A 24942-nucleotide genomic window follows, 5' to 3' on the forward strand; every position below is an offset into this window, starting at 1 on the left:
ATTATAAAATAAAAAAGCCGATAACGGGAAACTCATCCCCTTTATCAGCGAATCGAAATTTATAGTAGATGGAGGATTATTTTTGCCCATCCAAATAAGGCCAGCCATAACGGGATGCTTAGTGCTGTACCCCATAGCAACCCTGTGAAAAAACTTTCCCGCTCTTCCATAAAAACCACTCCTACCTGAAAGAATTCCTTCATCAGTATGGTCAAGTTCGTGGATATCTATTACTTAAAATAGCAAACAGAACAGCGGAAAAATGGAGAAGCGTGTCAGGTAGATTTAAATGTTTTCGACAGAAAGCATCAAGTCCTTTATCTTCTTCCTCGCGCCCGTGCGCCATTGTTTGACAGCTGAGACCGATACTTTCTCCCGTTCGGCAATTTCTCTAATCGAAAAACCGGAGAGGACCGAATCAAGGGCCCATTTTCTTTGACTTGGCGTCAGCGTGGAACAATAGGTTAATAGAGTTTCTTTTTCTAATGGACAGACTGAATAATTGTCTTCAACCGCGGCCAAGAATTCTTCACCAGGATAAAGGTTTCGTTCGCTGTCCCGATGCGAGTTGCGTAATTCCATGAGAAGATGGCCGCGAATATAGGAGTAGGCATAGTTGGTAAAGCTCCCTTTCTCAGGATTGAAACGCCTGCTAGATTCCCACAGGGCGATGAGCGCGTGCTGGTAAAATTCGTCCTTGTTTTTGTAAAGATGGAGTGAGTGGATAATCTTTTGGATCATCGGCTGGTACTGTTCTACTATTTGTTCGAAGCTTTCCAATGGTAAATTCCTTTCAGAAAGCGCGCTTTACTAGGTATTCCCGGGTACCTCTACCTTAGCGGGAATGTCTCAGCATATCGAATGTCACAAAATCACTTTTGGAGCGCATTTTCGTCTGAAACAGTCGTTTTTTTGCACAAAAGTGATTTTTGGAGCTCATTTTTATTCATTCGTTAGATTATTGCCATAAAAAAATTTTTGTTAGCTGTTTTAAAAAAATTGGAAAAAACCTGCGTCACTAGATTTTAGCGCTGGACTGATTTAGTCGCTACATAGGGTTGTCTTTTGGAAGGAAAATGGGAATGAAATTGTTAGAGTTTAATAGTAAAATACTAGTAGACTTATAGAGGAAATGGGGTTTAAGGAATTGCAGAGATTTGCAGCGGTATTACTTGCGCTTCAGCTGGTGCTGGTGCCTGCGGTGGGGTTTGCTGAGGGGATGGATTCGGCGGCGCCGACGCCTGAAAAGACGATGAGCCAGAAATTATCATCGGAAAAAGCACCGAAGCAGTCATTAAAGAAAGCGGATTTTATGGATCCGCAGGATTATCCTTTGATTGCGAATGGCGATTTTGTTGATGATTTATATGATAGTGTTGGCAATTATCATTATATCTATTTTAATGATGTGACTTCTGTTAGTTCGGAACTGATGAATGTGAAGTTGACCTACGAGTCAGATTCAACTACGGAAAAAGATAGTCTTTTGACCCTCGAACTTTATAAAGAAGCGGCGGGTTCTTTGGAATTCTTAGGCAGCGCAGATTTTGATATGGCCGGGTATAATGGCGTTAATTTAAATACGGAATTGGCCAAAAGTGATTTCAACGATTCTCCTTATATTTATATGAGAATAGGAATTTCGAAAACTAGTGATGAGCCTTCCTATGCTGATGTACTTACGTTTAAGGTAGCAAATCCGTTTTATTCCGCTCCAAGGGTCATGGTACCGGACGATCGATATGCGGTGATTAGTAATGAGTCCGTTGATGGAGAGGCGACTCAGGCCTCCGGGGCTTTTAATGTGAAAAAAATGAAGATTACAAACGATGCAAGATTGGATCGAGATGCTTATAAAGTCGACTATAATAAACCATTTGACCATGCGGCTTATAAAGGCAAGCTAGTTCGAAAAAGCGCACGGTCTTTGATGCCGGCATACAAAATAGGCGATCAAAAGTTATTTTGGGTTTCAGATTTGACGACGAATTCGGATTCGCAAATTAATGCCCGCTTAGCTTACAGCGGAGCAAAAGCGAATGTATGGGTTTATGATAACCAAATTACTGATTCAGATGCAGTGAAATTAGGGACGGAATTTGATGATAAGATTTATTCAGCTGTGACCACTAATTTTGGGCCGGAATCGGATGTGGACCATGATGGAAAAATAAATATTTTATGCTATGACATTCAAGATGGCTATTCGGATACGAGTGGCGTCAGCTATACCGCCGGGTATTTTTATTCCGGGGATTTATATAACGTCGATCATTCCAATCAGTCTGAGATTTTTTATATGGATACGTACCCGACCATGGGCATAGGTTCGGTGAAGGATGTCACTGGCGCTTATGAGACACTTGCCCACGAGTTTCAGCATATGGTGAACTTCAACCAAAATGCATTGATTGAAGGAAATAGTGAGGGCATGGATACATGGCTGGATGAGGCTTTATCGATGGCGGCAGAGCAAATTTATACGGGTCATGGCCTTTCCGACAGAGTTGAGTATTACAACCTTTCTTCGTCCATCAGCAATGGACATTCTCTGTTGTATTGGGATCATTACGGGGATACACTTGCTAATTATTCGTTGTCTTATTTGTTCGGGCAGTATATAAAAATTCAAACCGGGCAGGGGAATCGGATTTTTAAAGAAATATTAGCCAATCCGAATAATAATTATAAGGCGATTGAGGATGTAGCGAAAAAGTATATCAGTCCGGATATGACGTTTGGAAAGTTAATGACCAATTTTCGGATTGCTCTTTTATTAAAAGAAGGGTCCGGCCCGTATGGATTTAAGGGTGATCCGTTCTTTGATACTCTGAACGAGAAAATTTTTACAGGCAGTTCTGTGAATTTACACGGCGGCGGCGCGGTTGTGACTACGTATAATTCAAAGGATGGATTTGTCCAGCCCGCTACTAAAGGTAATAATGTTAGTTATACATTTTTTAAAAGAGGTCAGGAAAATAATGGGGTTCCATTACGATTCGGCTGGGTTTTAGCAAATGGCAAGTGGTATTATTATGATTTGAAAACGAGTGCGATGCGGACCGGCTGGCTGCAGGACGGCGGAAAATGGTACTACCTTGATGCGAGTGGCGTGATGAAGACGGGCTGGTTGAAGGATGGGGATAAATGGTATTATTTAGCTGGCAGTGGAGCCATGAAGACGGGCTGGCTGAAGGATGGCACGAAGTGGTACTACCTTGACGGCAGCGGAGCCATGAGGACGGGCTGGCTGAAGGATGGAGCAAAATGGTACTACCTTGATGCGAGTGGCGTGATGAAGACGGGCTGGCTGAAGGATGCCGGCAAATGGTACTACATGGACAGAAGCGGTGCGATGAAAACGGGCTGGGTGCTGATCAGCGGCAAATGGTATAAATTCAATAGCAGTGGTGTTTGGGTGGGATAGAGGCAGTGCCTGGCACCACTCGAATATTATCGAAAAAAGGCCGGATTCATGTTGAGTGAATCCGGCTTTTTGTGGTAAAGGGGGCGGAGCGCGCAATAGTGTATTTGCAAACCAGTTTTGTTGTAATATTCATTAACCCTTTTGGATTAAGGTAAGCTCTGCTCACACCGCCTTTTTTATTTGTTGATCTCATTAACGATTGTATCTAGATTAAGTCTCGCGAAATTGATCATGCGTTTATATAGGTCCAAAATGGATTGTCCGTAAGTGGTGCCTGGCACCGCCCATTTCCCGTTTAAGGAAGTCCAAGTTGGAGCAGAGCCTCTTGTTACGAGATTAAAGCGGGGATCAACTAATGGATATTGATTTGGCAATGGTTCGGCAGAAGCATAGGCAAATAGGTGCTGCAAATGGGCAAGTACCCCTTCTTCAGGTGTATTGAAGCTTGCGCCTGAATTACCAGGTCCTGTTGCTCCAATTCCTGCATAGTTGTTTTGTTCGGGTTGGACGAGGCCTGTAAAGCGGAAATAGTCAGTCTCGTACAAGGCTTGAGCGAAGGCGATATCGCCTCTGATTCCATAATATTCGCCGAAGGATAAATAATATTTACCAATCTCAATTGCGTTCGGGTTGACTGATTTTACAAAAAGATTCATGTGTTCTGGGGATAGATAGGTCGGACCAAGGATCGAATAGCCTGCGGGTTCTGCAGGTGATGGGCTTGTACTTGGGGTTTCGGCCTCGATGAAGGCATCTGTAATGCCGGCATTTTTGACCTCCTGCAGGCGTGCTTCGGCATTAGGACGGCTCGAAAAAGCGCCGGCTTGTACACGGTATCTGGTTTCACCGGAAATCGTTGAGGTCACAACAAACGATTCAATCCCGACTGATTGCAGGAACGCAACGCGCTTGTCTGCATTTTCTCTCAGCTTGAAGGAACCGGCAATGACTTTGTAGATTGTTCCGGCAGGAGCAGTGGATTTTGGCTGCAGATTAAATGCTAGGGCAATCCCGTTAGCATGACCCTGAGCGACATTTTGACGCCAAGAATCCTGCTTCATGAGGTCGGCATCGTGTGCATTATCGATAAAGCCATTTTCGGATAGCATGGCTGGCATCTTCGATTCACGAAGGACGTGGAAATTAGCCTTTTTCTTACCGCGATCTTTAAGTTGATTCAGCTTGATGACTTCGGCATGGATAATATCCCGATATTTTGCTGTTGTAGATGTGTCTGACAAGCTGCTGTGAATATAATCCTCGTAACCTGTGGCAGTGCCGCTGTCGGCATTGATATGGATAGACATATAAAAATCGGCCTTCCAAGCATTTGCCTCATTCGTCCGCTGGCTTAAGCTTTTTGTAATATCGCCAGTGCGGCTCATCATCACTTCAATATTTTCATAATTATTTTGCAAGATAGTACGGATTTTAAGCGCAATATCTAATGTTAAATCTTTTTCGTTTAGACCATTTCCCTGGGCACCTGGATCAGTACCGCCGTGTCCTGGATCTAAATAAAGTTTCATTTAATCTCCTCACTTTTTCAAATAGTGGTACATCTATATGGTATGAAGAGCGATAGTATGCGTGAGGGTGCTTGTCCTGTTTTATGTGCGGAATTTTTTTTTTATAGGCAAAACAAAAGTCCAATCCCTATGCGAATTGGACTTTTTGTATCTTTTAATGCTGTAAAAATGCAAGTTGATAAAAGAATAACACGGCAAACACGTATAGCAGCGGGTGAACCTCACTCCATTTGCCTTTGACTAATTTTAATAGCGGATAGCTGATGAATCCAAGTGCGATTCCTGTTGCAATACTGGATGTTAACGGCATGGCGAGAATTGTCAGGAAGGCCGGGAATGCTTCGTCAAGCTCGTCCCAGCGGATTTTCGCAATGCTTCCCATCATTAGGCTTCCGACAATGATGAGCGCCGGTGCTGTAATGGCCGAGATCCCTGAAACAGCGCTAACAAGCGGTCCAAAGAATGCGGACAGAATAAACAGGGCAGCGACAGTAAGTGAAGTTAAACCTGTCCGTCCGCCGGCAGCAACGCCTGAAGATGACTCAATATAAGCGGTGGTCGGGCTTGTCCCAAACATGGCACCAATTGCCGTAGCAATGGAATCAGACAGTAATGCCTGGCGCGCCCGCGGAAATTTGCCGTTTTTCATTAGGCCGGCTTGGTTGGCGACACCGATCATCGTTCCGGTCGTATCAAAAATGGTTACAAGAATGAAAGAAAAAACAACGGCATAAAGACTGTGCTGAGCCACATCACCAAGCGCTGTAATTGGATTTCCAATCATAAGTCCATCTGGAAGGGAAGGAAGGGCCATAAATCCATTTTTAAAAGAAAGCTGGCCTGTGAAAAAAGCGATGAGACCGGTCACAATCATTCCAAAAAATAGTGCTCCATTTACGCGCAGAATCATTAGCACAAGGGTCACGGCGAGCCCGACCAGCGTTAATACCGCTGACGGGGCATGGAGATCGCCCAGTCCAACAAGGTTTGTCGGATGCGAAGTAATGATTTTCGTCAGGCGAAGTCCGATAAAAGCAATGAATAAGCCGATTCCAGCGGTAATCCCATGTTTGAGATTATCAGGAATAGCATCGATTAATTTTTCCCGTAAAGGAGTTAAAGATAAGATGACAAAAATAAGACCGGCGATAAAGACAGCGGCAAAGGCCGTTTGATAGGTGATGCCCTGATGGCCTCCAACGACAGAATAGGCGAAATAAGCGTTAAGACCCATTCCCGGGGCAATGGCGATAGGATAGTTGGCGAAAAGCCCCATCCAAAGAGTCCCGACAACCGCAGCAATGATGGTTGCCGTGAAAACCTGTTGAAAGGGCACGCCTGCATCGGCAAGAATAACGGGATTGACCACCACGATATACACCATTGTAAAGAAGGTCGTAATCCCCGCAAGCAGCTCTGTTTTTGCGTTTGTATGATTTTCATTTAGTTTAAACATGAAGGTTCCTCCGAAAACACGAACATTTTTTGAAATACTTATATATATTATTCGTTTTCTGTGAGATTTTCAATCATTTTTTTTGGAGTAAAAAAGGAAATATATCGGATGCTGTCGTTAGGAGAAAAAATTGGTGTATAATAATTGTTAAAAAAGGAGGTGACATGCATGGAAAAGAAACTAGAGAGAATGGAAGAAATGTTATCAAGCATAATTTCGATAGTAGGAAACATTAATCAGCAACTGCAGGATATGAAGATAGAGCAGCAGGAAATGAAGCGGGAACAGCATGAAATAAAGAATGACCAGCTGGGAATGAGGAAGGAACTAGCCGCCATGGATAATAAAAATGAGGCGAAATTTACTGAAATACTTAATATCGTGAATGACATTAGAGCAGAACAAGAACATATCTGGGAAAAATCAGCTAGAAATGAAAGAGAGTTAGCTAAACTTAAATTTCACCTTCAGTTATAATCCAACTTCAAAATGAATGCTTCTATTGAACTTCAAAAAATAAAAATTTCCCATTATAATTTAGAAAAGCCCAATTCCTCACACAGAATTGGGCTTTCCAATTTTATTTCAATATTTCCACGGCATTCTCCCCATAGACACCCTTCGATTCCAAAAACCGCTGCATTCTTTTGAGCGCTTCTTGAAGCTGGGCCATCGAGGTAGCGTAGGAGCAGCGGACATAGCCTTCTCCGCTTTCTCCAAAAACATGGCCGGGTACGACCGCGACTCGTTCCTGCATAAGTAGTTCTTCCGCGAACTGTTCCGAGGTCAGGCCGGTTGCTTTAATCGATGGAAACACATAAAAGGCGCCGCCGGGAATGTGGCAATCCAAACCAATCTTATTCAACGTCTGCACGACAAAGTTCCGCCTTCTGCGATAGCTTCGTTTCATCGTCTCCACTTCTTGAAAACTGTTGCGAAGCGCCTCAATCGCACCTTGCTGCAGCATCGTCGGGGCGCACATCGTCGTATATTGGAAAATTTTCAGCATGACCTCCACAAAGGGAGCCGGAGCTGCAAGGAAACCTAAACGCCAGCCGGTCATCGCAAAACCTTTGGAAAACCCGTTGATTAAAATGGTTCGGTCATACATGCCCTCTAGAGCTGAGAAGCTCGTAAAGACTTCGTCGTAGGTTAATTCCGCGTATATCTCGTCTGAAACTACAATCAAATCATGCTTCTCGACGATTCTAGCGATTTCCGTCAGTTCTTCCTTGTTTAAGGATGTGCCAGTTGGATTGTTTGGAAAACAAAGCAAAATTGCTTTTGTTTTTTCCGTGATGGCATTTTCGAGCTGCTCAGATGTTAATTTAAAACCATTCTCAGGCGAAGTTGAAAGAGCAACAGGTGTTCCGCCGGCAATCGATACCAACGGGGCATAGGAAACAAAGGCTGGTTCCACAATCAAGACTTCATCACCTTGGTTTAAAATCGCCCGGAAGGCGAGATCGATGGCCTGACTGGCTCCGATTGTCACAATTATTTGATTTTTTGGATCGTACTCAACCCCAAATCTGGTTCCCAAATAGTTGGTGATTTCCTGTCTCAGTTCCAACAACCCCGGATTTGCCGTATAGGCGGTTTCGCCCTGTTCTAACGATAAAATGGCTGCTTCGCGAATATTCCAGGGTGTAACAAAGTCGGGTTCACCGACTCCCAACGAAATCACGTCCTTCATACTAGCGGCCAAATCGAAAAATTTCCTTATGCCGGATGGCTGAAGCTCTTTTGCTGTTTTGGAAAGATAATGGGCATAATCCTGTTTCATGGTGTAACCACCATTCGTTTATCTTTCTCATCACCGCCGTCAAAGATGACCCCGTCATGCTTATATTTTTTCAACATGAAATGGGTGGTGGTGGAAATGACATTATCAATCGTTGATAATTTTTCCGATACGAAGGTGGCGATTTGGGTCATCGTTTTGCCTTCAACGGTTATCGACAAATCGTAGGCACCGCTCATAAGATAAAGGGAAGTCACTTCCGGGAAACGATAAATCCGCTCCGCTACCTCATCAAAGCCGACTCCGCGCTTAGGGGTTACTTTTACATCAATCATCGCAATGATGTTTTCCTGGCCCTCTACTTTGCTCCAATCGATTAAGGTCGGGTAACTAATAATGATTTTTTCCTGTTCTAATTTTTCAATCGTCGCTTTTACTTTTGCTTCGCTGCTAAGGACCATGGACGCAATCGTTTCAACGGAAAGCTTATGGTCTTCCTCGATGATTTTTAATATCTCAATTTCTTCACTGCTCAGTTTCATGGTGTGCCTCCTAAAAATTAAATCTTATTGTTGATTTTAATAGTGGGAGTAGGAAAATACAATGAAAAAGGTGCCTGACACTATGAGGATTTTTAATAGGAAATTATTAGCAAATACACCTAACAAGCGGGCGTTGGCTAAAAGTGCTATAATACTTACCGGATAGAATTTACTATAAGGGGAAATGAACTATGATTCTCGTTGTCGGCGGCGCTGGTTACATTGGCAGCCATCTTGTGAAGGAATTAGTCGAAAAAGAAGAGGTCGTTGTATTGGATAACCTGTCTACAGGTCATCGTGCGGCCGTTGATAGCCGGGCTATTTTTGTTAAGGGAGACCTTGGCAATGAAGAAGATCTGCAAATGATCTTTAGAAGCTATCCCATCAAGGCGGTCATGCACTTTGCAGCGAATAGCCTGGTTGGGGAGTCAGTTATTGATCCTTTAAAATATTATCAAAATAATGTGGCCTCTACTTTAACGTTACTGAAGGTCATGATGAAATTTCATGTGAAAAACTTTATTTTCTCTTCTACAGCGGCAACCTATGGCATCCCTAAGGTAGAAATCATTGATGAATCGACTGTGACTGCACCGATTAACCCATATGGTCATTCTAAGCTGATGGTTGAGCAGGTTCTGGCTGATTTTTCAAAAGCCTACGGTTTAAATTATGTGGTGCTTCGTTACTTTAATGCAGCAGGAGCTCATGACTCTGCGATGATTGGCGAAAGTCATGATCCAGAAACGCATTTAATCCCAATTGTGCTACAACAATTATTGGGCCAGAGGGAAAAGGTGTCCGTGTTTGGGGATGATTATGACACTCCGGATGGTACGTGCATCCGCGATTATATCCATGTCACCGATTTAGCTGCCGCTCATATTCTGGCCCTTGAGGCGCTGCTCTCCGGGAAGAAGTCAGCTGAGGTTTACAATTTGGGGAACGGGCTTGGTTATTCTGTGAAGGAAGTTATTGAGACCTGTGAAAGAGTAACTGGGGTGAAAGCCAATATCGAAATGGCCGACCGCCGTGCCGGCGACCCGGCGAGACTCGTAGCATCCTCAGCAAAAATCTTCGAAGAATTAGGCTGGAAAGCCGAGCGAAACCTGGAACAAATTATCGCCGATGCCTGGAGATGGCATCAGGCGCTGAAATATTAAAATGGTGTGATGTCTGCGTGGTGTCAGGCACCGTTCGTGGACAAATGTCCTTTTCTGGTGGATGGTATTGCTGCTAGAATTGAATTCGTTGGAGAGAAGTGGTTTCCACTTCTCTTTTTTTATGCCCAAATTTAAGTTACTAGAGCACGTCATTTTGTTGTATCATTATTGGAAGAAATGATTTTGTGAGCTCTGAATGGAGCAGCATAATAGAAGGATGGCATTTAAATGAGGAAATTGTTTAAAGATATGCTTTTCATTATACTGGGTGCGTTTATTTTTGCCGTCGGGGTTAATTTTTTCACGATTCCTAATCACCTTTCCGAAGGCGGACTCTTAGGTATTACCATCATTGTGCATTATTTGTGGAATTGGTCACCTGGGGTCGTGAACTTTGTTTTAAATGCTGTGATGATAGTGATCGGCTATAAATTTTTTGAAAAAAGGGCGTTTGTTTATACGCTGATTTCGATTGCGGCCTGCTCAGGGTTTTTATTTTTAACTGAGGATGTCGGCAAACGGATAACGGAGGATACTCTGCTAGCTTCCCTTTTTGCCGGATTATTAGTGAATGGCGGGATTGGCTTTATTTTTCGTGCGGGCGGAACGTCAGGGGGAACGACTATTTTAGCTAGGCTGGCGACGCAATTTTTCGGCTGGAGCCTTGGCAAAGCTGTACTCATTATTGATATTATCGTGGTAGCAGGATCGATTCCTATCATCGGGTTAGAAAAAGCGATGTATACACTTTTGATTGTATATGTCGGGGCGAAGGCAATTGATTTCATCGTTGAAGGGCTTGATGAGCGGGTCGCCGTCTTGATTATCTCGAACACACCAGAGCAGGTGCTCGAAGGGATTACGAATAAAATGTCGCGCGGCTTGACCGTTTTAGACGGGCGTGGCGGCTACACTGGACAGAACAAGGAAGTCCTCTATATCGTCATAAATAAACAGGAAATCATCCAGTTGAAAAATATTATTAAAGAAATCGACGAAAACGCCTACGTCACCGTCCATAACGTCCACGAAATGATGGGCAAAGGCTACAAAGCAAGCTAACTAATCAGTGTCCGTTTATGAAGGACAAATGTCTTTTTGTGGTGCCTGACACCATTAACACCATTAACACTTTTTAACAACAAATTTAAGTTAGGAGAGAAGGATGAAACAGAGATTTTACTATTTGGATTGGCTTCGAGTGTTTGCAACGATAATGGTTGTGACTATCCATGTTTCGGCTTGGGATATTGGTAAAAAGCTTTACAGCATTCCTCTGTCAAACTGGCTGGCTGCTAATTTTTACGAGTCTATTTCAAGGCCGTCTGTTCCCTTGTTTGTTATGATTAGCGGAGCGCTTCTGCTTGGAGATACTCGTGAGCTTGGCTATAAGGCCTTTTTACAAAGAAGAACGAGCAAAATCTTTATTCCGTTATTTTGTTGGAGCTTGATTTATTATTCCTATCTTGTTTACAGAGGTGATTACTTCGACGGATTTTCGGTCACCCAGTTTTTAAAATTGTTTATATCAAATGGAATTAGCACTCATTTATGGTTTATGTATATGATTTTGGGCATCTATTTAACCGTTCCGTTAGTGAAGGTCTTTATTCGCAATGCCTCCAAAAAAGACATTCAATACTTCTTGGCGCTTTGGTTTTTTGCCTCTGTTTTTGTTAGATTTATGAAATTTCAATTTGGCTTCAGCCCAAATCTTGAACTTTTTTATGTCACGAATTATATTGGCTATTTTATTTTAGGCTATTACTTGGCCAACATGCCTTTAGGAAAAAATGCTAGAGTACTATCCTTAGCAGCTACTTTTGCAGGAATGGCTGCAACGTTTGTCCTCACTTTTTTATCAACCAAACATGCCGGCGGGACGCTGCAGGAATTTTGGTTTGAATATTACTCTCCTAATGTTTTAATTGCTGCGGTTGGGATGTTTGTCTTTTTCCGGTCGTTGGCAACGAACCAAAAGGAACTTCCCGCAATTTTTAGGGGAGTAAGCAAGGTTAGTTTTGGGATTTATTTGGCCCATATCCTTGTCATTCAAGTGTTTTCAAATGAAATTTTTAACTATACGTGGAAAAATCTTCACCCGGCTATTTCAATTCCACTCAATGTAACAATCGTTATCATTATCAGTGGTATTGGAAGTTATGTTTTAAGTAAGATTCCCATCTTGAAAAAATTAGTCCCATAGAGAACAGCTCCCCGGCCATTAAGCCAGGGAGCTTTTGCATAAAAATTATATTTTTTCGACGCTGACACGTCCGGAAAAGAAGGTGGCGCCGCCGCCCATGTCGGCAATTCGATCGGGGGTGAGGGCGTTTACTAATTGATTGGTTCCATTCGCGTCGGCCCAGAGACCCTGGCTGACTACGACTCCAGGAAGAACGTTCTCGCCGATTGAAACCTTCAGCACACATTCCCCGCGGCCATTCCAGGCACGAACCATTTCGCCATCTTGAATGCCAGCTGCCAGTGCATCCTTCTGATTCATATATAATCGCGGTTCTTTTTCCAGCTCAATGTGTTTCTGATTGTTAGAAAAAGTAGAATTTAAGAAATTATGATTTGGCCCAGGAACAAATTGATAAGGATGATTTCCGTCGTTCACGAGAGGAATATAGGTTGGAAGCGGCGGGTGTCCGTCCTGCTTCATCCTCTCAGAATATAATTCTATTTTTCCGCTAGGCGTTGGAAGTTTTCCAGGAAACAACGGTTTCACCTTGGCTTTCAGATAATTCGATTCGGCTAACCCTTCAAAATTAATTCCTGCCAAATATGGATTCCGCGGGTTATTCAGCGCACCTTCAATCATCTCTGCCTCGCTCTCTTTGAAGGCTGCTTCATTACCAAAGCCCATACCCTTTGCCAGCAAGCGGAAAACTTCGACATTTGATTTAGCTTCACCAAATGGTTCAATAACCGGCTGCTGAAGCTGGGCAAAGTGATGCCAGTAGGATGTATAAATATCCGTATTTTCAAAGGAAGACGTTGCCGGCAAGACAATATCAGCATACTTGGCCGTTTCGGTTAAAAATAAATCGTGAACGACGGTAAATAAATCTTCTCGGGCAAGGCCTTCTCTTACTTTATGACTGGACGGAGCGACAACTGCCGGGTTTGTGCCGTAAACATAAAGGGACTTAATAGGCGGGTCAAGGGACAGCATTGCTTCACCGAGCAAGTTCATGTTCACGATCCGAGTGTTTTTATTTTTCAAAAGGTCAGGGCATTGCAGGTATTCAGTATTTGGTGCAAGGAACCCCGAATTTCCTTTAATCGCACCTCCGCCATTGACAAGCCATTGGCCGGTTAGGGCAGGCAAACAAGCAACGGTACGGACGAACATCCCGCCATTGTCGTGATGCTGTGGCCCGTTTCCAATTCGAATAAACGATGGAGACGTTTCTCCATACATTCGTGCGAGTTTGTAAATGTCCGCAACTGAAACTCCAGTGATTGCGGAAACCGTTTTTGGATCGTACTGAATAACATGTTCACGGAGCTCTTTATGACCAACAGTATAGGTATGGAGAAAATCCTGGTCCACCATGTTTTCGGCAAACAAAACATGCATGAGCCCAAGGGCAAGGGCGCTGTCTGTGCCTGGTAAAATTGGAATAAACCAATCTGCTAATCTGCCAGTTTGGTTTTTATGAACATCGATGACGATGATTTTGGCGCCGTTCTGCTTGCGCGCTTTCTGCGCAAGGGCCACCTGATGCATATTGGTGCTGGCAGCATTGATGCCCCAAAAGATAATCAGCTTCGAATGGATCGTATCTTCCGGGTCGATCCCTAGGCTTCCGCCCATCGTATATTTATAGCCAACGGAGCCGGCTGAGGAGCAAATCGTTTGATCGAGCTTGGAAGCACCGAGGCGGTGGAAGAAGCGGCGGTCCATTCCTTCCGCACTGAGCCTTCCCATGTTCCCGTAAAAACTGTAGGGCAGGATGCTTTCCGGACCATCTGATTGAAGCAGCTCTGACCAGCGCGAAGTAACCGTTCTTAGAGCTTCCTCCCAACTGATTCGCGTGAACTTTCCCTCTCCTTTAGGACCAGTACGTTTCATTGGATGTTTAAGCCGGTTTTCGTCATAAATTCGTTCCGCCATATTCCGTACCTTGTTGCAGATATGACCTTTCGTAACCGGATGCCCGGGGTCACCCTCGATCTTGACGATTTTCTCGTCTTTTTTATGTAAAAGCAATCCGCACTGATCCGGGCAGTCCAGCGGGCAAACTGAATGAAAAATACCGTTTCGCTCCATGAAAAATCTCCTTCCAAAAGGTTGGCTGCCATCTTACCATCATTAATAGATATGCAGTGTTGTATAATAGTATAAAGGAAGAGGTGCTTAGGTGCCAGAGACGAGGTTTTTGGTTTACATAAGTTACTAGGGGGCAGGTCGATGGAGGATATTGTATCCATTTTTGGTTATTTGGCGGCAATTTTAACAACGCTTTCATTTCTTCCGCAGGCGATTAAGACGATCAGAGAAAAGAACACGGAAGGTATTTCATTTATCATGTACGGCATGTTCACTGCGGGAGTATTGTTATGGCTGATTTACGGACTGTTTATAAAAGATATCCCCATCATTGTGGCAAATTTAATTACCTTGATTTTAGCGTTAACGATATTAGTGTTGAAGGTGAAATATAGTAGTAATGGAGCAAAAATAAAATAATAATTTGTAGGACCTCTTTGCATAGTGCAGAGAGGTCTTTTTGATGAAAAAGAAAGAATTATGACTAGAAATGGAGTTTTGCCGTTTTACTAGAAAATTTGAAATAAAGACAAGCTTAGGCAAGTTCTGCGTCCGGTGTCATTCTTTATCGAGAAGTATTTGTTTTCAAAGGGAAATGAATAGTTTTAAAATTAAGAACGTTGGGACAAATATAGAGGAGGTCTTGCTTGTGAAAAAGAAACAAAGAGGAATGGCGATCGTCGCCAGCAGTGTTTTAGCAATGTCTCTATTAGGCTTTTCAACTAGTGTTCACACATCTGCAAGTACGCAGACTGTAAGCAAAAATTATTTGATTGCTTATAGTCAGTCTTTACCGAAGAACTATCTAGCGGAAATTAAGAATGCTGGCGGGGAAGTAGTAAGAGCTATGCCAGAAGTTGGCGGGGTGGAGGTTCGATCCTCAAATCCTAATTTCCTCAGTCAGTTGAAGTCGAGCGGTACTATTGTGGCGGCAAATACTGAAAGGGCTTACAAATTAGAAAATGGTAACCCTGAAGGAGCAGATGGGAAACCTGTGACACTTCCTAATACTGCCTCATATTGGGACCTTCAATGGGATATGAAGCATTTAACAAATAATGGTGAATCGTACAAACTCGAGACTGGCGGTATTGAAACCAGTACCGGAACGATTCACAAAGCAATTGTCGGGGTGATTGATTCTGGTATTGATGAAACGCATCCAGACCTTAAAGCGAACTTTGTGAGCGGTCAAAACTTCGTTCCTGAAGGTGGTTATTTTAATAATAATGTTCCTGAGGAAACCGGTGATCCTACGGACGTGACAGATACAAATGGTCACGGTACCCATGTGGCTGGTTCCATCGCCGCGAATGGGAAAGTAAAAGGCGTTGGACCTGATTTAGGCATTCGTGCATATCGTATTTTTGATAGAAGTGGAAGTGCGCCAACTGCACCGATTGTAGATGCTATCATTCAAGCTGCCGACGATGGAGTTGACGTAATCAACATGTCAATTGGCGGTTTTGATAATTTAAAGTATTACATTGACGGTACTCGGTATCCTGATATTGCTGATGTTCTTCTTTGGAAACGCGCCATTAAATATGCAGTTAATAAGAATGTAACAGTAGTGGCAGCTGCGGGGAATGAATCCCTGAATTATGCTGATAAAAAGTCACTAACCGATTATATGAATGCAGCATATGGAGGCGCAAACCTGGTTTACAAAGGGGTAGCCATTGAAACACCAGGAGGAGTTCCTGGAGTTATTACGGTATCTTCTTCCAATAGTTGGGCTAAGGATAGGCTTGCCTTCTATTCCAACTATGGTAATAGTTTTATAGATGTTGCAGCTCCTGGTGGAGATAATGGCCCTATATATGATGCCTCACGGAATTTGAACGAACGTGATTTTACTTATCGGACGTTGTCCACATGGCCAACAACTTTACCACCAAGTTCTGCTACCACATTAACTAAAAACTATGCCTACTTACACGGAACATCCATGGCCTCACCAAAAGTAGCTGGAATCGCCGGTGTCATTAAGGCGGCTCACCCAAATTATAATCCAGCACAAGTGAAGGCCTTAATTGAAAAAACGGCCTTAGATTATGGCAAGAAAGGTCACGATGAGCTTTTCGGCTCTGGCGAAGCAAATGCCTATACTGCCTTAACAGGTAAATAATATTAAAAGCCTTGCTGGAATGATTCCTTTCCTGGCAAGGCTTTTATTTTTACAGCTTCAACTCTCAAGCCATTTTCACACACTTTTCACACATTTATCCCGAAGTTCTGCCACACTCTTTGTCTATACTGAAGATGAAAGGAGTGATGGAAATGAATCTAAAAAAAGGATTGATTGTAGGGGTTGGCGCCTTGATGATGTTAGGCGGCGTTTATAAAATCCAAACTGTTTCCGCTGCTGAAAATCAGCCTGCAAAAGTAGAAGCAAAAGCAGGACATGCTGGCAAACGGCTTGAGGTGCTTAGCCAATTTAAAGATCAAATTCATCAAGTGAATCAGCTTCGTGAAGATCAACTTGACCTGAAGAAACAAATGATTGAAAAAAGGGACCAGCTCCTCGATTTAGTAGTTGCTGCCAAACAAAGCGGCAATAAAGAGGACATAAAGCAGGCAAAAGAAGTAAAACAGCAACTAAAGACATTAAACAGCGATATGAAGACACTTATAAAAGAGGGACGCGATGAGCGGAAGGCACTGAAGGAAGCGTTAAAAAAGGGCGAGGGCAGTGAACAGTTCGACAAACTGACCGCGACACAGCAAAAGATTAATGAAAAAATGAAAGAGAAGCTGGCAGAACTGGATAAGATGATTGAGATTTTAAAATAACATTGTGGAAGAGATAGTATTCAGTGCTATCTCTTCTTTATTATATAATGGAAGCGAGGTGAACCGTTGATGAAGCATATTTTTGTCGTGGATGATGAGAAGAATATAAGAGATATTTTGCAAAAATATATCGAAAATGAAGGCTACAAAGTGACACTTTTTTCGGACGGAAGACAAGTTTTTCAGGAAATGCTGCGGCTTAGGCCGGATTTATTGATCATCGACATCATGATGCCTCATCTCGATGGACTTGAGCTTTGCAAAGATATTCGCCGGGTGAGCGATATTCCGATTATTTTTGTCTCCGCACGAGACGGTGAATTTGATCGGATTTTGGGCTTGGAGCTTGGCGGGGACGATTACCTCACGAAGCCATTCAGCCCGCGTGAACTGATGGTTCGAATCAAAAATATCTTTAAGCGACTTGAGAAAACGGCTGGTAATGGGACGCAAATCCTGAACATAAGGGATGTAAATATTGATACGGAGCGGCGATACATAGAAAAAGACGGCCAGGAAATCAAACTGACGACCAAGGAGTACGATTTGTTCAGCTTTTTGGCGCAAAACAAAGGGAAGCCCTTCACAAGAGAAGAACTGCTGGAGTTTATTTGGGGTTATGAGTTTGCTGGCGATGGGCGGCTGATCGATGATTTAGTGAAGCGGGTTCGGAAAAAATTGGAGCAGCACCAGTCAACGGTGGCGTTATCGACAATTTGGGGATATGGGTACCGATTGGATGAGTAGGATGAAATTAGGCTCGAAGCTCTTATTCACTTATTTTTTATTGATTATTATTATATTCATCATTACAAGCGTATCCTTTCGCTTTATCTCCCAGCGATATTTGATTCACGAAACCGAGCAACAGTTGCATAAGGAAGCCACGGTGATGAGTCAGTTGCTAGGAAAGTCGGCGCTCTCCAGACAGGTGATTGAGGAGAAGCTCATGAACCGGAAAGCGCTGGCAGTCACCGAACGATTATTGTCTTCTAAAATGATAATCTGGACGGCACAGCAGGAGATTATTTATACGGATTTAAAAGAAGCTGTCTTAGAAGAATTTAGGCAGAGGCCTAGAAGAAATTTTGTTTCAGAAACGGTGCCGATTCAAGCGAAGAATGGGAAGACGCGAGGATATGTAACCCTAGTAGCCAGACTTGATGAAGTGCAGGAACTGAATCGTTTGATGGGGAGGTCGCAGCTGATTAGTTTGGTGCTCTCGGCAATGATCGCTGTGGTTTTAGGCTTATTTTTTAAAAAAGGTATAACACGGCCAATTCGCAACCTTAGCGAACATATGAAAAATTACTCGCTAAAAGGGGCTAACAGAGAAATCCGTCTTGCCACCAAGGATGAAATTGGCGAGCTTGCCGAAAGCTTTAATGCTTTGTCACGGAGGCTGAAGCAGTATGATCAGGACCAAAAGGTATTTTTTCAAAATGCCTCACATGAATTGAAAACGCCGTTGATGGCGATTCAAGGTAACGCAGAAGGAATTTTAGATGGCGTCGTTACCGGCGCAGATGTGAATAAAAGCTTAAATGTCATTGTTGCCGAAAGCCAGCGGCTGAAGCGGATTGTCGAAGGAATTACTTATTTAGCAAGGCTCGAGAGTGTGGAGGAAAGCTTTGTGTTCAAGCGTGAGTCAATGGAGACTATCATTCAGGAGGCGGTGGATAGTGTTTTGGCATTGGCTGAGCAGCGGGAAATCGATATTGTTGTGGAAGGCTCCCTATCCGAATCGGTTATGGTCGACCGTGAAAAAATGAAGCGGGCCTTTATCAATTTGCTAGGGAATGCCATTCGCTACTCAAAATCGGTGGTCATCATGAAAAGCAGCATGATGGATGGGAAGACGTTTTTGATAGAAGTAAAGGACGATGGATCAGGGTTCGCGCCGGGAGAAGTGGACAAGGTGTTCCAGCGGTTCTATAGCGGGGAAGAGGGCGGTTCGGGAATCGGTCTTGCCATCACCAAAGCCATCATTGAAGGACATGGCGGAACGATAAAGGCGCTGAACGGAGTGCAAGGCGGTGCGGTGTTCCAAATTTGGTTAAGGAAGGTGTAAATGCTGTAAATGGTGTCAGGCACCAAACGTGGACAATTCCTGAGTTTTGTCCGCGTATGGTGTACACTCCTTGTGTAACTTCGAAAAGGCATTAATGTCCGAGCTGTTTTATTTGATTAATGATGCTGGTAATGTCCTGAACGGTTTGAAAGAGTTCTGTGTTTTGTAAAACGGAGGGGTCTAGTAAGCCGTTCTTAAAATTATTTAAATAGAGGTTAATTCCATCTAATAGCTTGTTGTTTTGATCAATAATTTGCTGGTGCAAATCAACAGCTATATCCGGTGCTTTCAGTTGATTAAAGGATTGAATTTCTTGTTTCATCTGCTTTAGCATTTTTTCAAATTCATTAGCCGCCTGCTGATTTCCTACAGCTTGTTGAGCAAGAGAAGGTGCTTCATTTGCAAAAGCAGTCGCCTTGTCTAAATAACCAGTTGCCTCGTTTATATACGTGACAGTGTTCTTTGCATCATTCAGCAGAGAACAGCCACTAAGCAGCAGCAAAAAGCAGGGAAGTAAAACCATTATCCATTTTTTCATTATGAACCCTCCTATATATTAAAGTGGATTGAGCATGCAATAGAAGACCTCCATGGATCAGCTGAAAATCCTGACTGTCCACTGCGTGCCCACAAGTGTCCACGAGCGGTGCCTGACACCAATTGCACTATTATACGTTTGTTAAACTTGTTAGTTTCTGTTTCACCAAAAAAAGCACTGACTATACGGATTCTGCGTCCATATTGTCAATGCTTTATTTCTCTTTATTGTTTGAAGAACTTCAGTAATCCGTTTATTAATCCATTACATAATTTGTTTTGGTAGCTGTCGCTGATAAGGTTGGCCCGTTCCCCATTATTGGTGATAAAGCCGATTTCCACTAGGACTGCCGGTGCGTTATTCTCTCTTATTACCCGGAAGCTCTCGTCTTTTACGCCCCTTGAGACGGCGCTGGTTGTTTTAATGACTTCATTCTGAAGGTAAGTTGCAAGCTGTTTGCTTTCCTCAGGCATCACCCCGTCGACAGAATTAAAATAGGTTTCAATCCCCTGGATGGTGCTAGGACTGCTTCCTGCCGAATTGACGTGAATACTGATAAACGCATCTGGTTTAATAGAATTGGAAAATTCGACCCTTCCATCCAATGAAATAAATTCGTCCGTGCTCCTAGTCAAATAAACCGTAGCACCGTGCCGTTTTAACATGTCTGCAAATTTTAAGCTAACCTGCAGGTTAATGTTTTTTTCAAGAACACCTGCGGCACTTGCCCCGCCGTCATAACCGCCATGACCGGGATCGAGAACAATCACTTTCCCTGCTAAATCCCGCGAAACAGGAACCCAAACTCCACTGGACTCTAAAAAGTAATCCTCGCCATTAACCGTAATCCAGCCAGTCTGCATGATGCCATTATTGTCGGCGTAATACCAATTGCCTTTATCCTGGAACCAACCTGTTTTCAACAGCCCTGACTGACTAAAGTAAAACCATTTGCCGCTAAGATTCAACCAGCTTGTTTGCATGGCCCCGCCTGAGTTTAAGAAATACCGGCTGCCGTTATCCTCCAGCCACCCTGTTTGCATTTCGCCTTGGCCATTTAAAAAGTACCATTTTCCACCGTCAAGAATCCAACCTGATTTCATAGCGAAATCGTCACCAAAGTAATACCAAATGTTATTCATAAGCAGCCAGCCCTTTTGAAGCTGACCCTCTTTATTTGCGTAATATTTTTTCGTATCGATAGAAAACCAGCCACCGCTATATAGGGCACCATCTTTATCGAAATAATATCCTTTCCCATCTAAGGTGGCAAAGCCTGTTTTTAAAGCTCCGCCATTATCGAAGAAGTAGGTTTTCCCTTGCTCCTGATACCATCCTGTTTTCATGATGCCATTTGGGTCTAACAAATATTTTTTATCCTTGTAGGTAATCCATCCGGTTTGAATTAGACCCTCATTATTGGAAAAATACCACTTTCCATCCACCCTGCCCCATCCACAGACAAGCGTACCATCTGCGTTAAAAAGGTATCTTTTTCCGAGAATATCCGTGATGCCTTTTGCTGCGGTACCATCGCTAGTAAAATAATATTTTTTTTCGTCTACTTCCTGCCATAGATTCGACTCCATGACACCGATACTATTAAAATAGTACAAATTTGAATTGATGGTTAGTAGTCCTGTGCTTCTTTCCCCGTTGGACTTGAGATAATACCAGCTGGACCCAAGCTGCAGCCATCCCGTTTTCATCACGCCGCTTGATTGAAGGTAATACCATTTGTTATTGACATTAATCCAACCGGTCTGCATCGCGCCAGATGGGGCCATGTAATACCATTTATTCTGATCCAACACCCATCCGGTTTGCATTGTCCCGGTTTTATCCATATAATACCACTTATTTCCTATGTATAACCAGCCTTTTACCGCCGTATCATTATTGTAGTAATACCATTTACCACTTTCCATTTTCCATCCCGAATTGTAGGCATACGTATGGCTAGTTCCGATCCCCAATCCCGCGAATAACAGTATAAAAATTGAGAAGATTAATAGTTTTTGTTTCAAAATGTAGTACCCCTTTTAATCTTTTATTTAACTCTAAAGAGTCGGTACAACCCCCAGTTGAAAGGTTGTATGGCTTCTCTACTAGATTCTCACGCTCCCTTATCGAAAAATGTTACCAAAAGTTTCCGTTTTTGCTCCCTTTTTATATTAAACTGATTTTTTTATTATGTGAAGGGAAAATCGACATTCTTCTACCATTTGTGGAGATGGGAAGGGGGAAATGTGTCGAAAAATGAATGTTTCCCGGGGAATAAGTAAAATCGTGAAAAGGAATTGGTGGTCGACAGATTTTTATAAAAAGCACCCTTAATTGTTGTGGCCGTAAGATATACAAAAAGAAATGAAAGCGGAGGTCGCGTTATGTACCCTTACACAAATTACTACGATGCTATAAATAGGCAGCCTCATAAAATGATTATTGATCTTGAAAAAGCCATTAATGGTGAATATAGTGCGATAAATTGCTATGCCAAATTAGCCAAACTTGCGGCGAATGAAATGGAACGGAAGCAAATCCTTGAAATTCGTGAGGATGAAGTTAAGCACTATCAGCAGTTTGTCCAGCTTTATAGCCGTTTAACAGGCAGACAGCCTCAGCCAAAAATCACGGAAGATTGTCCAAATGTTTATAAAAAAGGAGTAGAACATGCCTTGCAGGATGAACAGCATACAGTTGATTTTTATATGGAAATCGCTGATGAAGCGACAGACCCAGCAATAAGAAGAATTTTTCGAAGAGCGGCAGCTGATGAACAAAATCATGCCGTGTGGTTTTTGTACTTTTTTTCAAAGATGTAGTAAAAATGTCCCCAAAATCGGGGACATTTTTTATATAAATTTGTTAATCTCCCCCTGAATTCCCTCCCCCGCTGTCACTTTCACCGCCAGCATAGGTATTGTCAACTTTAGAAACATCATTATTATCGTAATAATCATTGGAATGAGCTTTTCTTTTTACAGTCGGAAAAATTAAAAAAGCCCCAATAATTAAAATGGTCCCGAAAAATTCTTGCGTTCCGAAAATAAGATAGACCCCATACACCAATAGGAGAATACCAATCAGCCATTGAAGGATTCTTATCGTTTTCAGAGACATACCCCCTAGATGTAAAATGTTATAGTAAATAAATATTAGCTGGCAGTACTTTTTATACATTCGACAGCTTGGTCGTTTTCAGCTTTGAACATTTTGTTAAATATTGCGAATAGGGCTAATCGAAATGGCTGATTCCAGTATAATAAAAAGTAGTTAATGCAAAAGGAGTGATTTACTTTGGTGCGCAGCGCAAGATTGTGGTTTGCCGGTGCGAAATTTCATGTGACCAGCAGGGGAATCAGAAGAAATTCGCTTTTTTATGATGAAGAAGATTATGAAAAATACCTCAATTTAGTAGAAGAAACAAGGAAGCAATACCCATTCATCCTCCACTCGTTTTGCTTGATGACGAATCATGTCCACCTCCAGCTTGAAACACTTGAATCTCCGCTCAGCATCATTATGAAAAACCTCAATACGAAATATGCAAAATTTTTTAATAAAAAGTACGATTATACGGGGCATGTATTTGAAAAGCGCTATGGCGCTGAACTGCTTAATTCCCCTGAATATGAACTCGATGTCAGTAAATATATTCACTTAAATCCTGTCAGCTCCGGCATGGTGAACCTGCCCGAGGAGTATCCTTGGAGCAGCTATCGAGCTTACATCGACTTGGAGGAAATTTCGTTAATTGACCCCCAGCCGGTTCTTTCCTATTTTCCCCACCCACAGACACAGCATTATCAGCAATTTATGAAATCTCGTTGGAATGATAAATTTTTCTGGGAAGATGGCAAGCTCTATATGGGCGAAAAGGTGATGTTATAATGTGGGCGCGCGTGACGAGCATTGGTCTAAAAGGGATGGAAGGGTATCGAGTAAATGTCGAGGTTGGCACCTTTATCGGGATGGATTCGTTTAAAATCGTCGGGCTTCCCGATGCAGCGGTGAAGGAAGCCAAGGAGCGTAATATTTCGGCCCTTCGCTTATTGGGGTATACCTTATCCGGCCAAAAAATTACAATCAATCTGTCGCCTGCCGACCAAAAGAAATTTGGCCCGATGTTTGATCTGCCTATGGCGATTAGTTTGTTGTTGAGTTTGCATGAATTAGATGCGGTTATTCCAGAAGGAACCGGTTTTTTGGGAGCCTTGTCATTGGATGGTTCGATTCAGCCAGTTGAAGGAATGCTGCCTGCCTCGCTTGCAGCGAAAAGACTTGGTATTAAAAGGCTCTATATGCCATTTGATGATGAGTTGCCTATGCCTGAATTTAATGGTTTGGAAATCATCTATGTTTCATCGTTGCAGGATGTAATCGGTCATCTTTTGGGCCAATGGATTCCTCCCTTTTTAGAAAAGCAGAAGGAGCTATGTGTCCAGAGCGCCGATTTTTTAGATTTTCAACAAATAATTGGGCATAGGAGCGCGAAAAAGGCACTTGAGATTGCAGCTGCGGGAGAGCATCATGTCTTGATGACGGGCCCGCCAGGTTGTGGGAAAAGTCTGTTAGCCGGGAGTTTTCCGTCGATTCTGCCTGAATTAGGTAAGGAAGCCCACCTTGAAGTCATCAGCCTTTACCAGCTGAGCCGGAACGCATATCCTCGTACGATTTTACCCCCTTTTAGGAATCCTCATCATTCTGCTTCTGGTGTCTCCATTATCGGTGGAGGCCAATACCCAAAACCAGGCGAAATATCCCTGGCCCATCGCGGTGTGTTGTTTCTTGACGAAATTGGTGAGTTTTCGAAAAAAACATTGGATATGCTGCGGCAGCCATTGGAAAATGGGTCGATTACCATTAGCCGCACACATGCGACGATTACCTATCCTGCACAGTTTATTTTTTTGGCTGCCATGAATCCGTGCCCTTGCGGATTTGCAGGCTCTAATAGGCAATACTGTACCTGCACGCCGAAACAGGTACTTGCGTATAAAAATAAACTTTCAGGACCGCTTAGAGACAGGTTTGATATTAATCTTTCCTTAAGGCCGGTAGATTTCAGTTCAGCTATGATAGAAAAGGTTGAGGCGGGGTCAGGGGCTATTCGCCAAAGGGTGGTTGAAGCAAGGGAAAGGCAATATGAACGGTATGGGAAGGAAATTTGCAATGGCAGGGTTCCGTATGAGGTGCTTTTAGGGACAAGCCCATTAACGGAGGGGCAGCATGTGAATTTACAAAAGTTATCTTTTAACAATGGATTTAGCAATCGGACTCAAATCAAAATCATCCGCCTCGCACGTACGATTTCCGATTTGCATGGGAGCTCCCGCATCACCGACCAAAGCATTGGGGAAGCGGTCAAGTTGAATGGGGGAGCTTGATAGG

At 43.0% G+C, this 24942-nt stretch carries 22 protein-coding genes; 13 read left to right on the plus strand and 9 right to left on the minus strand.

All coding sequences use genetic code 11. From position 1 onward, the window contains the following. Positions 1-285 precede the first annotated feature (285 nt). On the minus strand, positions 286-780 hold the full coding sequence (locus tag AC59HZ_RS24570; RefSeq protein ID WP_496548380.1) for a sigma-70 family RNA polymerase sigma factor: 495 nt from the start codon (positions 778-780) through the stop codon (positions 286-288). 367 nt (positions 781-1147) lie between these two features. Here AC59HZ_RS24570 and AC59HZ_RS24575 point away from each other — a divergent pair, with 367 nt between their 5' ends. Then, positions 1148-3427 carry a M30 family zinc metallopeptidase gene (locus AC59HZ_RS24575; protein WP_496548381.1) on the plus strand — a complete coding sequence of 760 codons (2280 nt, stop codon included), beginning with the start codon at positions 1148-1150 and terminating at the stop codon, positions 3425-3427. Positions 3428-3603: 176 nt separating this feature from the next. Here the strand turns inward: AC59HZ_RS24575 and AC59HZ_RS24580 are convergent, their stop codons facing one another. Both AC59HZ_RS24580 and AC59HZ_RS24585 read right to left on the minus strand, forming a co-directional pair. Then, positions 3604-4956, minus strand: coding sequence for an N-acetylmuramoyl-L-alanine amidase (locus AC59HZ_RS24580; RefSeq protein WP_496548382.1), 1353 nt, complete (start codon positions 4954-4956; stop codon positions 3604-3606). 154 nt (positions 4957-5110) lie between these two features. Beyond that, positions 5111-6412, minus strand: a complete 1302-nt coding sequence (locus tag AC59HZ_RS24585) for an NCS2 family permease (protein ID WP_496548383.1) — start codon at positions 6410-6412, stop codon at positions 5111-5113. 168 nt (positions 6413-6580) lie between these two features. Here AC59HZ_RS24585 and AC59HZ_RS24590 point away from each other — a divergent pair, with 168 nt between their 5' ends. Next, complete coding sequence (locus AC59HZ_RS24590) at positions 6581-6889, plus strand: hypothetical protein (protein ID WP_496548384.1); 309 nt, start codon at positions 6581-6583, stop codon at positions 6887-6889. Positions 6890-6992: 103 nt separating this feature from the next. Here the strand turns inward: AC59HZ_RS24590 and AC59HZ_RS24595 are convergent, their stop codons facing one another. Together AC59HZ_RS24595 and AC59HZ_RS24600 are read right to left on the minus strand one after the other, a co-directional pair. Beyond that, positions 6993-8198 (minus strand): aminotransferase, encoded by a 1206-nt coding sequence (locus tag AC59HZ_RS24595; protein ID WP_496548385.1) that lies wholly within the window; start codon positions 8196-8198, stop codon positions 6993-6995. Continuing rightward, complete coding sequence (locus tag AC59HZ_RS24600; RefSeq protein WP_496548386.1) at positions 8195-8698, minus strand: Lrp/AsnC family transcriptional regulator; 504 nt, start codon at positions 8696-8698, stop codon at positions 8195-8197. Before AC59HZ_RS24600 ends, AC59HZ_RS24595 begins: the two co-directional genes overlap by 4 nt. A gap of 191 nt (positions 8699-8889) precedes the next feature. Here AC59HZ_RS24600 and galE point away from each other — a divergent pair, with 191 nt between their 5' ends. From galE to AC59HZ_RS24615, 3 genes are all read left to right on the plus strand, one after another. Then, complete coding sequence (galE, locus tag AC59HZ_RS24605; protein WP_496548387.1) at positions 8890-9861, plus strand: UDP-glucose 4-epimerase GalE; 972 nt, start codon at positions 8890-8892, stop codon at positions 9859-9861. Positions 9862-10089: 228 nt separating this feature from the next. Next, positions 10090-10923: a YitT family protein gene (locus AC59HZ_RS24610; protein WP_496548388.1), complete on the plus strand. Its 834-nt coding sequence runs from the start codon at positions 10090-10092 to the stop codon at positions 10921-10923. Positions 10924-11026: 103 nt separating this feature from the next. Continuing rightward, a complete protein-coding gene (locus tag AC59HZ_RS24615; RefSeq protein WP_496548389.1) occupies positions 11027-12067 on the plus strand; it encodes an acyltransferase in 1041 nt (346 codons plus the stop codon). Positions 12068-12112: 45 nt separating this feature from the next. Here the strand turns inward: AC59HZ_RS24615 and AC59HZ_RS24620 are convergent, their stop codons facing one another. Then, positions 12113-14143, minus strand: coding sequence for a molybdopterin-containing oxidoreductase family protein (locus AC59HZ_RS24620; RefSeq protein ID WP_496548390.1), 2031 nt, complete (start codon positions 14141-14143; stop codon positions 12113-12115). A gap of 141 nt (positions 14144-14284) precedes the next feature. Between AC59HZ_RS24620 and AC59HZ_RS24625 the strand changes: the two genes are divergently transcribed. The 5 genes from AC59HZ_RS24625 (at position 14285) to AC59HZ_RS24645 (ending at position 19010) form a co-directional block, all read left to right on the plus strand. Continuing rightward, positions 14285-14563, plus strand: coding sequence for a SemiSWEET transporter (locus tag AC59HZ_RS24625; protein WP_496548391.1), 279 nt, complete (start codon positions 14285-14287; stop codon positions 14561-14563). A 229-nt stretch (positions 14564-14792) separates the two neighbouring features. Next, positions 14793-16274, plus strand: a complete 1482-nt coding sequence (locus AC59HZ_RS24630) for a S8 family peptidase (protein WP_496548392.1) — start codon at positions 14793-14795, stop codon at positions 16272-16274. Positions 16275-16426: 152 nt separating this feature from the next. Continuing rightward, positions 16427-16939 (plus strand): hypothetical protein, encoded by a 513-nt coding sequence (locus AC59HZ_RS24635; protein ID WP_496548393.1) that lies wholly within the window; start codon positions 16427-16429, stop codon positions 16937-16939. 69 nt (positions 16940-17008) lie between these two features. Continuing rightward, a complete protein-coding gene (locus AC59HZ_RS24640; RefSeq protein WP_496548394.1) occupies positions 17009-17686 on the plus strand; it encodes a response regulator transcription factor in 678 nt (225 codons plus the stop codon). A gap of 145 nt (positions 17687-17831) precedes the next feature. Continuing rightward, positions 17832-19010, plus strand: a complete 1179-nt coding sequence (locus AC59HZ_RS24645; RefSeq protein WP_496548395.1) for a sensor histidine kinase — start codon at positions 17832-17834, stop codon at positions 19008-19010. Positions 19011-19101: 91 nt separating this feature from the next. Here the strand turns inward: AC59HZ_RS24645 and AC59HZ_RS24650 are convergent, their stop codons facing one another. Then, the gene (locus AC59HZ_RS24650) at positions 19102-19548 is read right to left on the minus strand and encodes a DUF6376 family protein (RefSeq protein ID WP_496548396.1); all 447 of its coding nucleotides are present in this window, start codon (positions 19546-19548) and stop codon (positions 19102-19104) included. Positions 19549-19772: 224 nt separating this feature from the next. After that, positions 19773-21575: an N-acetylmuramoyl-L-alanine amidase family protein gene (locus AC59HZ_RS24655; RefSeq protein ID WP_496548397.1), complete on the minus strand. Its 1803-nt coding sequence runs from the start codon at positions 21573-21575 to the stop codon at positions 19773-19775. Between the two features lie 360 nt (positions 21576-21935). On the opposite strand from AC59HZ_RS24655, the gene AC59HZ_RS24660 reads away from it, so the two are divergent. After that, complete coding sequence (locus AC59HZ_RS24660) at positions 21936-22373, plus strand: ferritin family protein (RefSeq protein ID WP_496548398.1); 438 nt, start codon at positions 21936-21938, stop codon at positions 22371-22373. Positions 22374-22416: 43 nt separating this feature from the next. Here AC59HZ_RS24660 and AC59HZ_RS24665 read toward each other — a convergent pair whose 3' ends face one another. Continuing rightward, positions 22417-22671, minus strand: coding sequence for a hypothetical protein (locus tag AC59HZ_RS24665; protein WP_496548399.1), 255 nt, complete (start codon positions 22669-22671; stop codon positions 22417-22419). Positions 22672-22851: 180 nt separating this feature from the next. Here AC59HZ_RS24665 and AC59HZ_RS24670 point away from each other — a divergent pair, with 180 nt between their 5' ends. Further along, positions 22852-23442, plus strand: a complete 591-nt coding sequence (locus AC59HZ_RS24670; protein ID WP_496548443.1) for a transposase — start codon at positions 22852-22854, stop codon at positions 23440-23442. Continuing rightward, positions 23442-24938 carry a YifB family Mg chelatase-like AAA ATPase gene (locus AC59HZ_RS24675; RefSeq protein ID WP_496548400.1) on the plus strand — a complete coding sequence of 499 codons (1497 nt, stop codon included), beginning with the start codon at positions 23442-23444 and terminating at the stop codon, positions 24936-24938. Before AC59HZ_RS24670 ends, AC59HZ_RS24675 begins: the two co-directional genes overlap by 1 nt. Positions 24939-24942: the final 4 nt, after the last annotated feature.

The sequence above is a fragment of the Neobacillus sp. DZ-9 genome, assembly GCF_059587065.1.

Coding starts and splice junctions, on each gene's coding strand:
- AC59HZ_RS24580 (WP_496548382.1), bottom strand. CDS start 4,956: ATGAAACTTTATTTAGATCCAGGACACGGCGGTACTGATCCAGGTGCC.
- AC59HZ_RS24585 (WP_496548383.1), bottom strand. CDS start 6,412: ATGTTTAAACTAAATGAAAATCATACAAACGCAAAAACAGAGCTGCTT.
- AC59HZ_RS24590 (WP_496548384.1), top strand. CDS start 6,581: ATGGAAAAGAAACTAGAGAGAATGGAAGAAATGTTATCAAGCATAATT.
- AC59HZ_RS24595 (WP_496548385.1), bottom strand. CDS start 8,198: ATGAAACAGGATTATGCCCATTATCTTTCCAAAACAGCAAAAGAGCTT.
- AC59HZ_RS24600 (WP_496548386.1), bottom strand. CDS start 8,698: ATGAAACTGAGCAGTGAAGAAATTGAGATATTAAAAATCATCGAGGAA.
- galE (WP_496548387.1), top strand. CDS start 8,890: ATGATTCTCGTTGTCGGCGGCGCTGGTTACATTGGCAGCCATCTTGTG.
- AC59HZ_RS24610 (WP_496548388.1), top strand. CDS start 10,090: ATGAGGAAATTGTTTAAAGATATGCTTTTCATTATACTGGGTGCGTTT.
- AC59HZ_RS24615 (WP_496548389.1), top strand. CDS start 11,027: ATGAAACAGAGATTTTACTATTTGGATTGGCTTCGAGTGTTTGCAACG.
- AC59HZ_RS24620 (WP_496548390.1), bottom strand. CDS start 14,143: ATGGAGCGAAACGGTATTTTTCATTCAGTTTGCCCGCTGGACTGCCCG.
- AC59HZ_RS24625 (WP_496548391.1), top strand. CDS start 14,285: ATGGAGGATATTGTATCCATTTTTGGTTATTTGGCGGCAATTTTAACA.
- AC59HZ_RS24635 (WP_496548393.1), top strand. CDS start 16,427: ATGAATCTAAAAAAAGGATTGATTGTAGGGGTTGGCGCCTTGATGATG.
- AC59HZ_RS24640 (WP_496548394.1), top strand. CDS start 17,009: ATGAAGCATATTTTTGTCGTGGATGATGAGAAGAATATAAGAGATATT.
- AC59HZ_RS24645 (WP_496548395.1), top strand. CDS start 17,832: ATGAGTCAGTTGCTAGGAAAGTCGGCGCTCTCCAGACAGGTGATTGAG.
- AC59HZ_RS24650 (WP_496548396.1), bottom strand. CDS start 19,548: ATGAAAAAATGGATAATGGTTTTACTTCCCTGCTTTTTGCTGCTGCTT.
- AC59HZ_RS24660 (WP_496548398.1), top strand. CDS start 21,936: ATGTACCCTTACACAAATTACTACGATGCTATAAATAGGCAGCCTCAT.
- AC59HZ_RS24665 (WP_496548399.1), bottom strand. CDS start 22,671: ATGTCTCTGAAAACGATAAGAATCCTTCAATGGCTGATTGGTATTCTC.
- AC59HZ_RS24675 (WP_496548400.1), top strand. CDS start 23,442: ATGTGGGCGCGCGTGACGAGCATTGGTCTAAAAGGGATGGAAGGGTAT.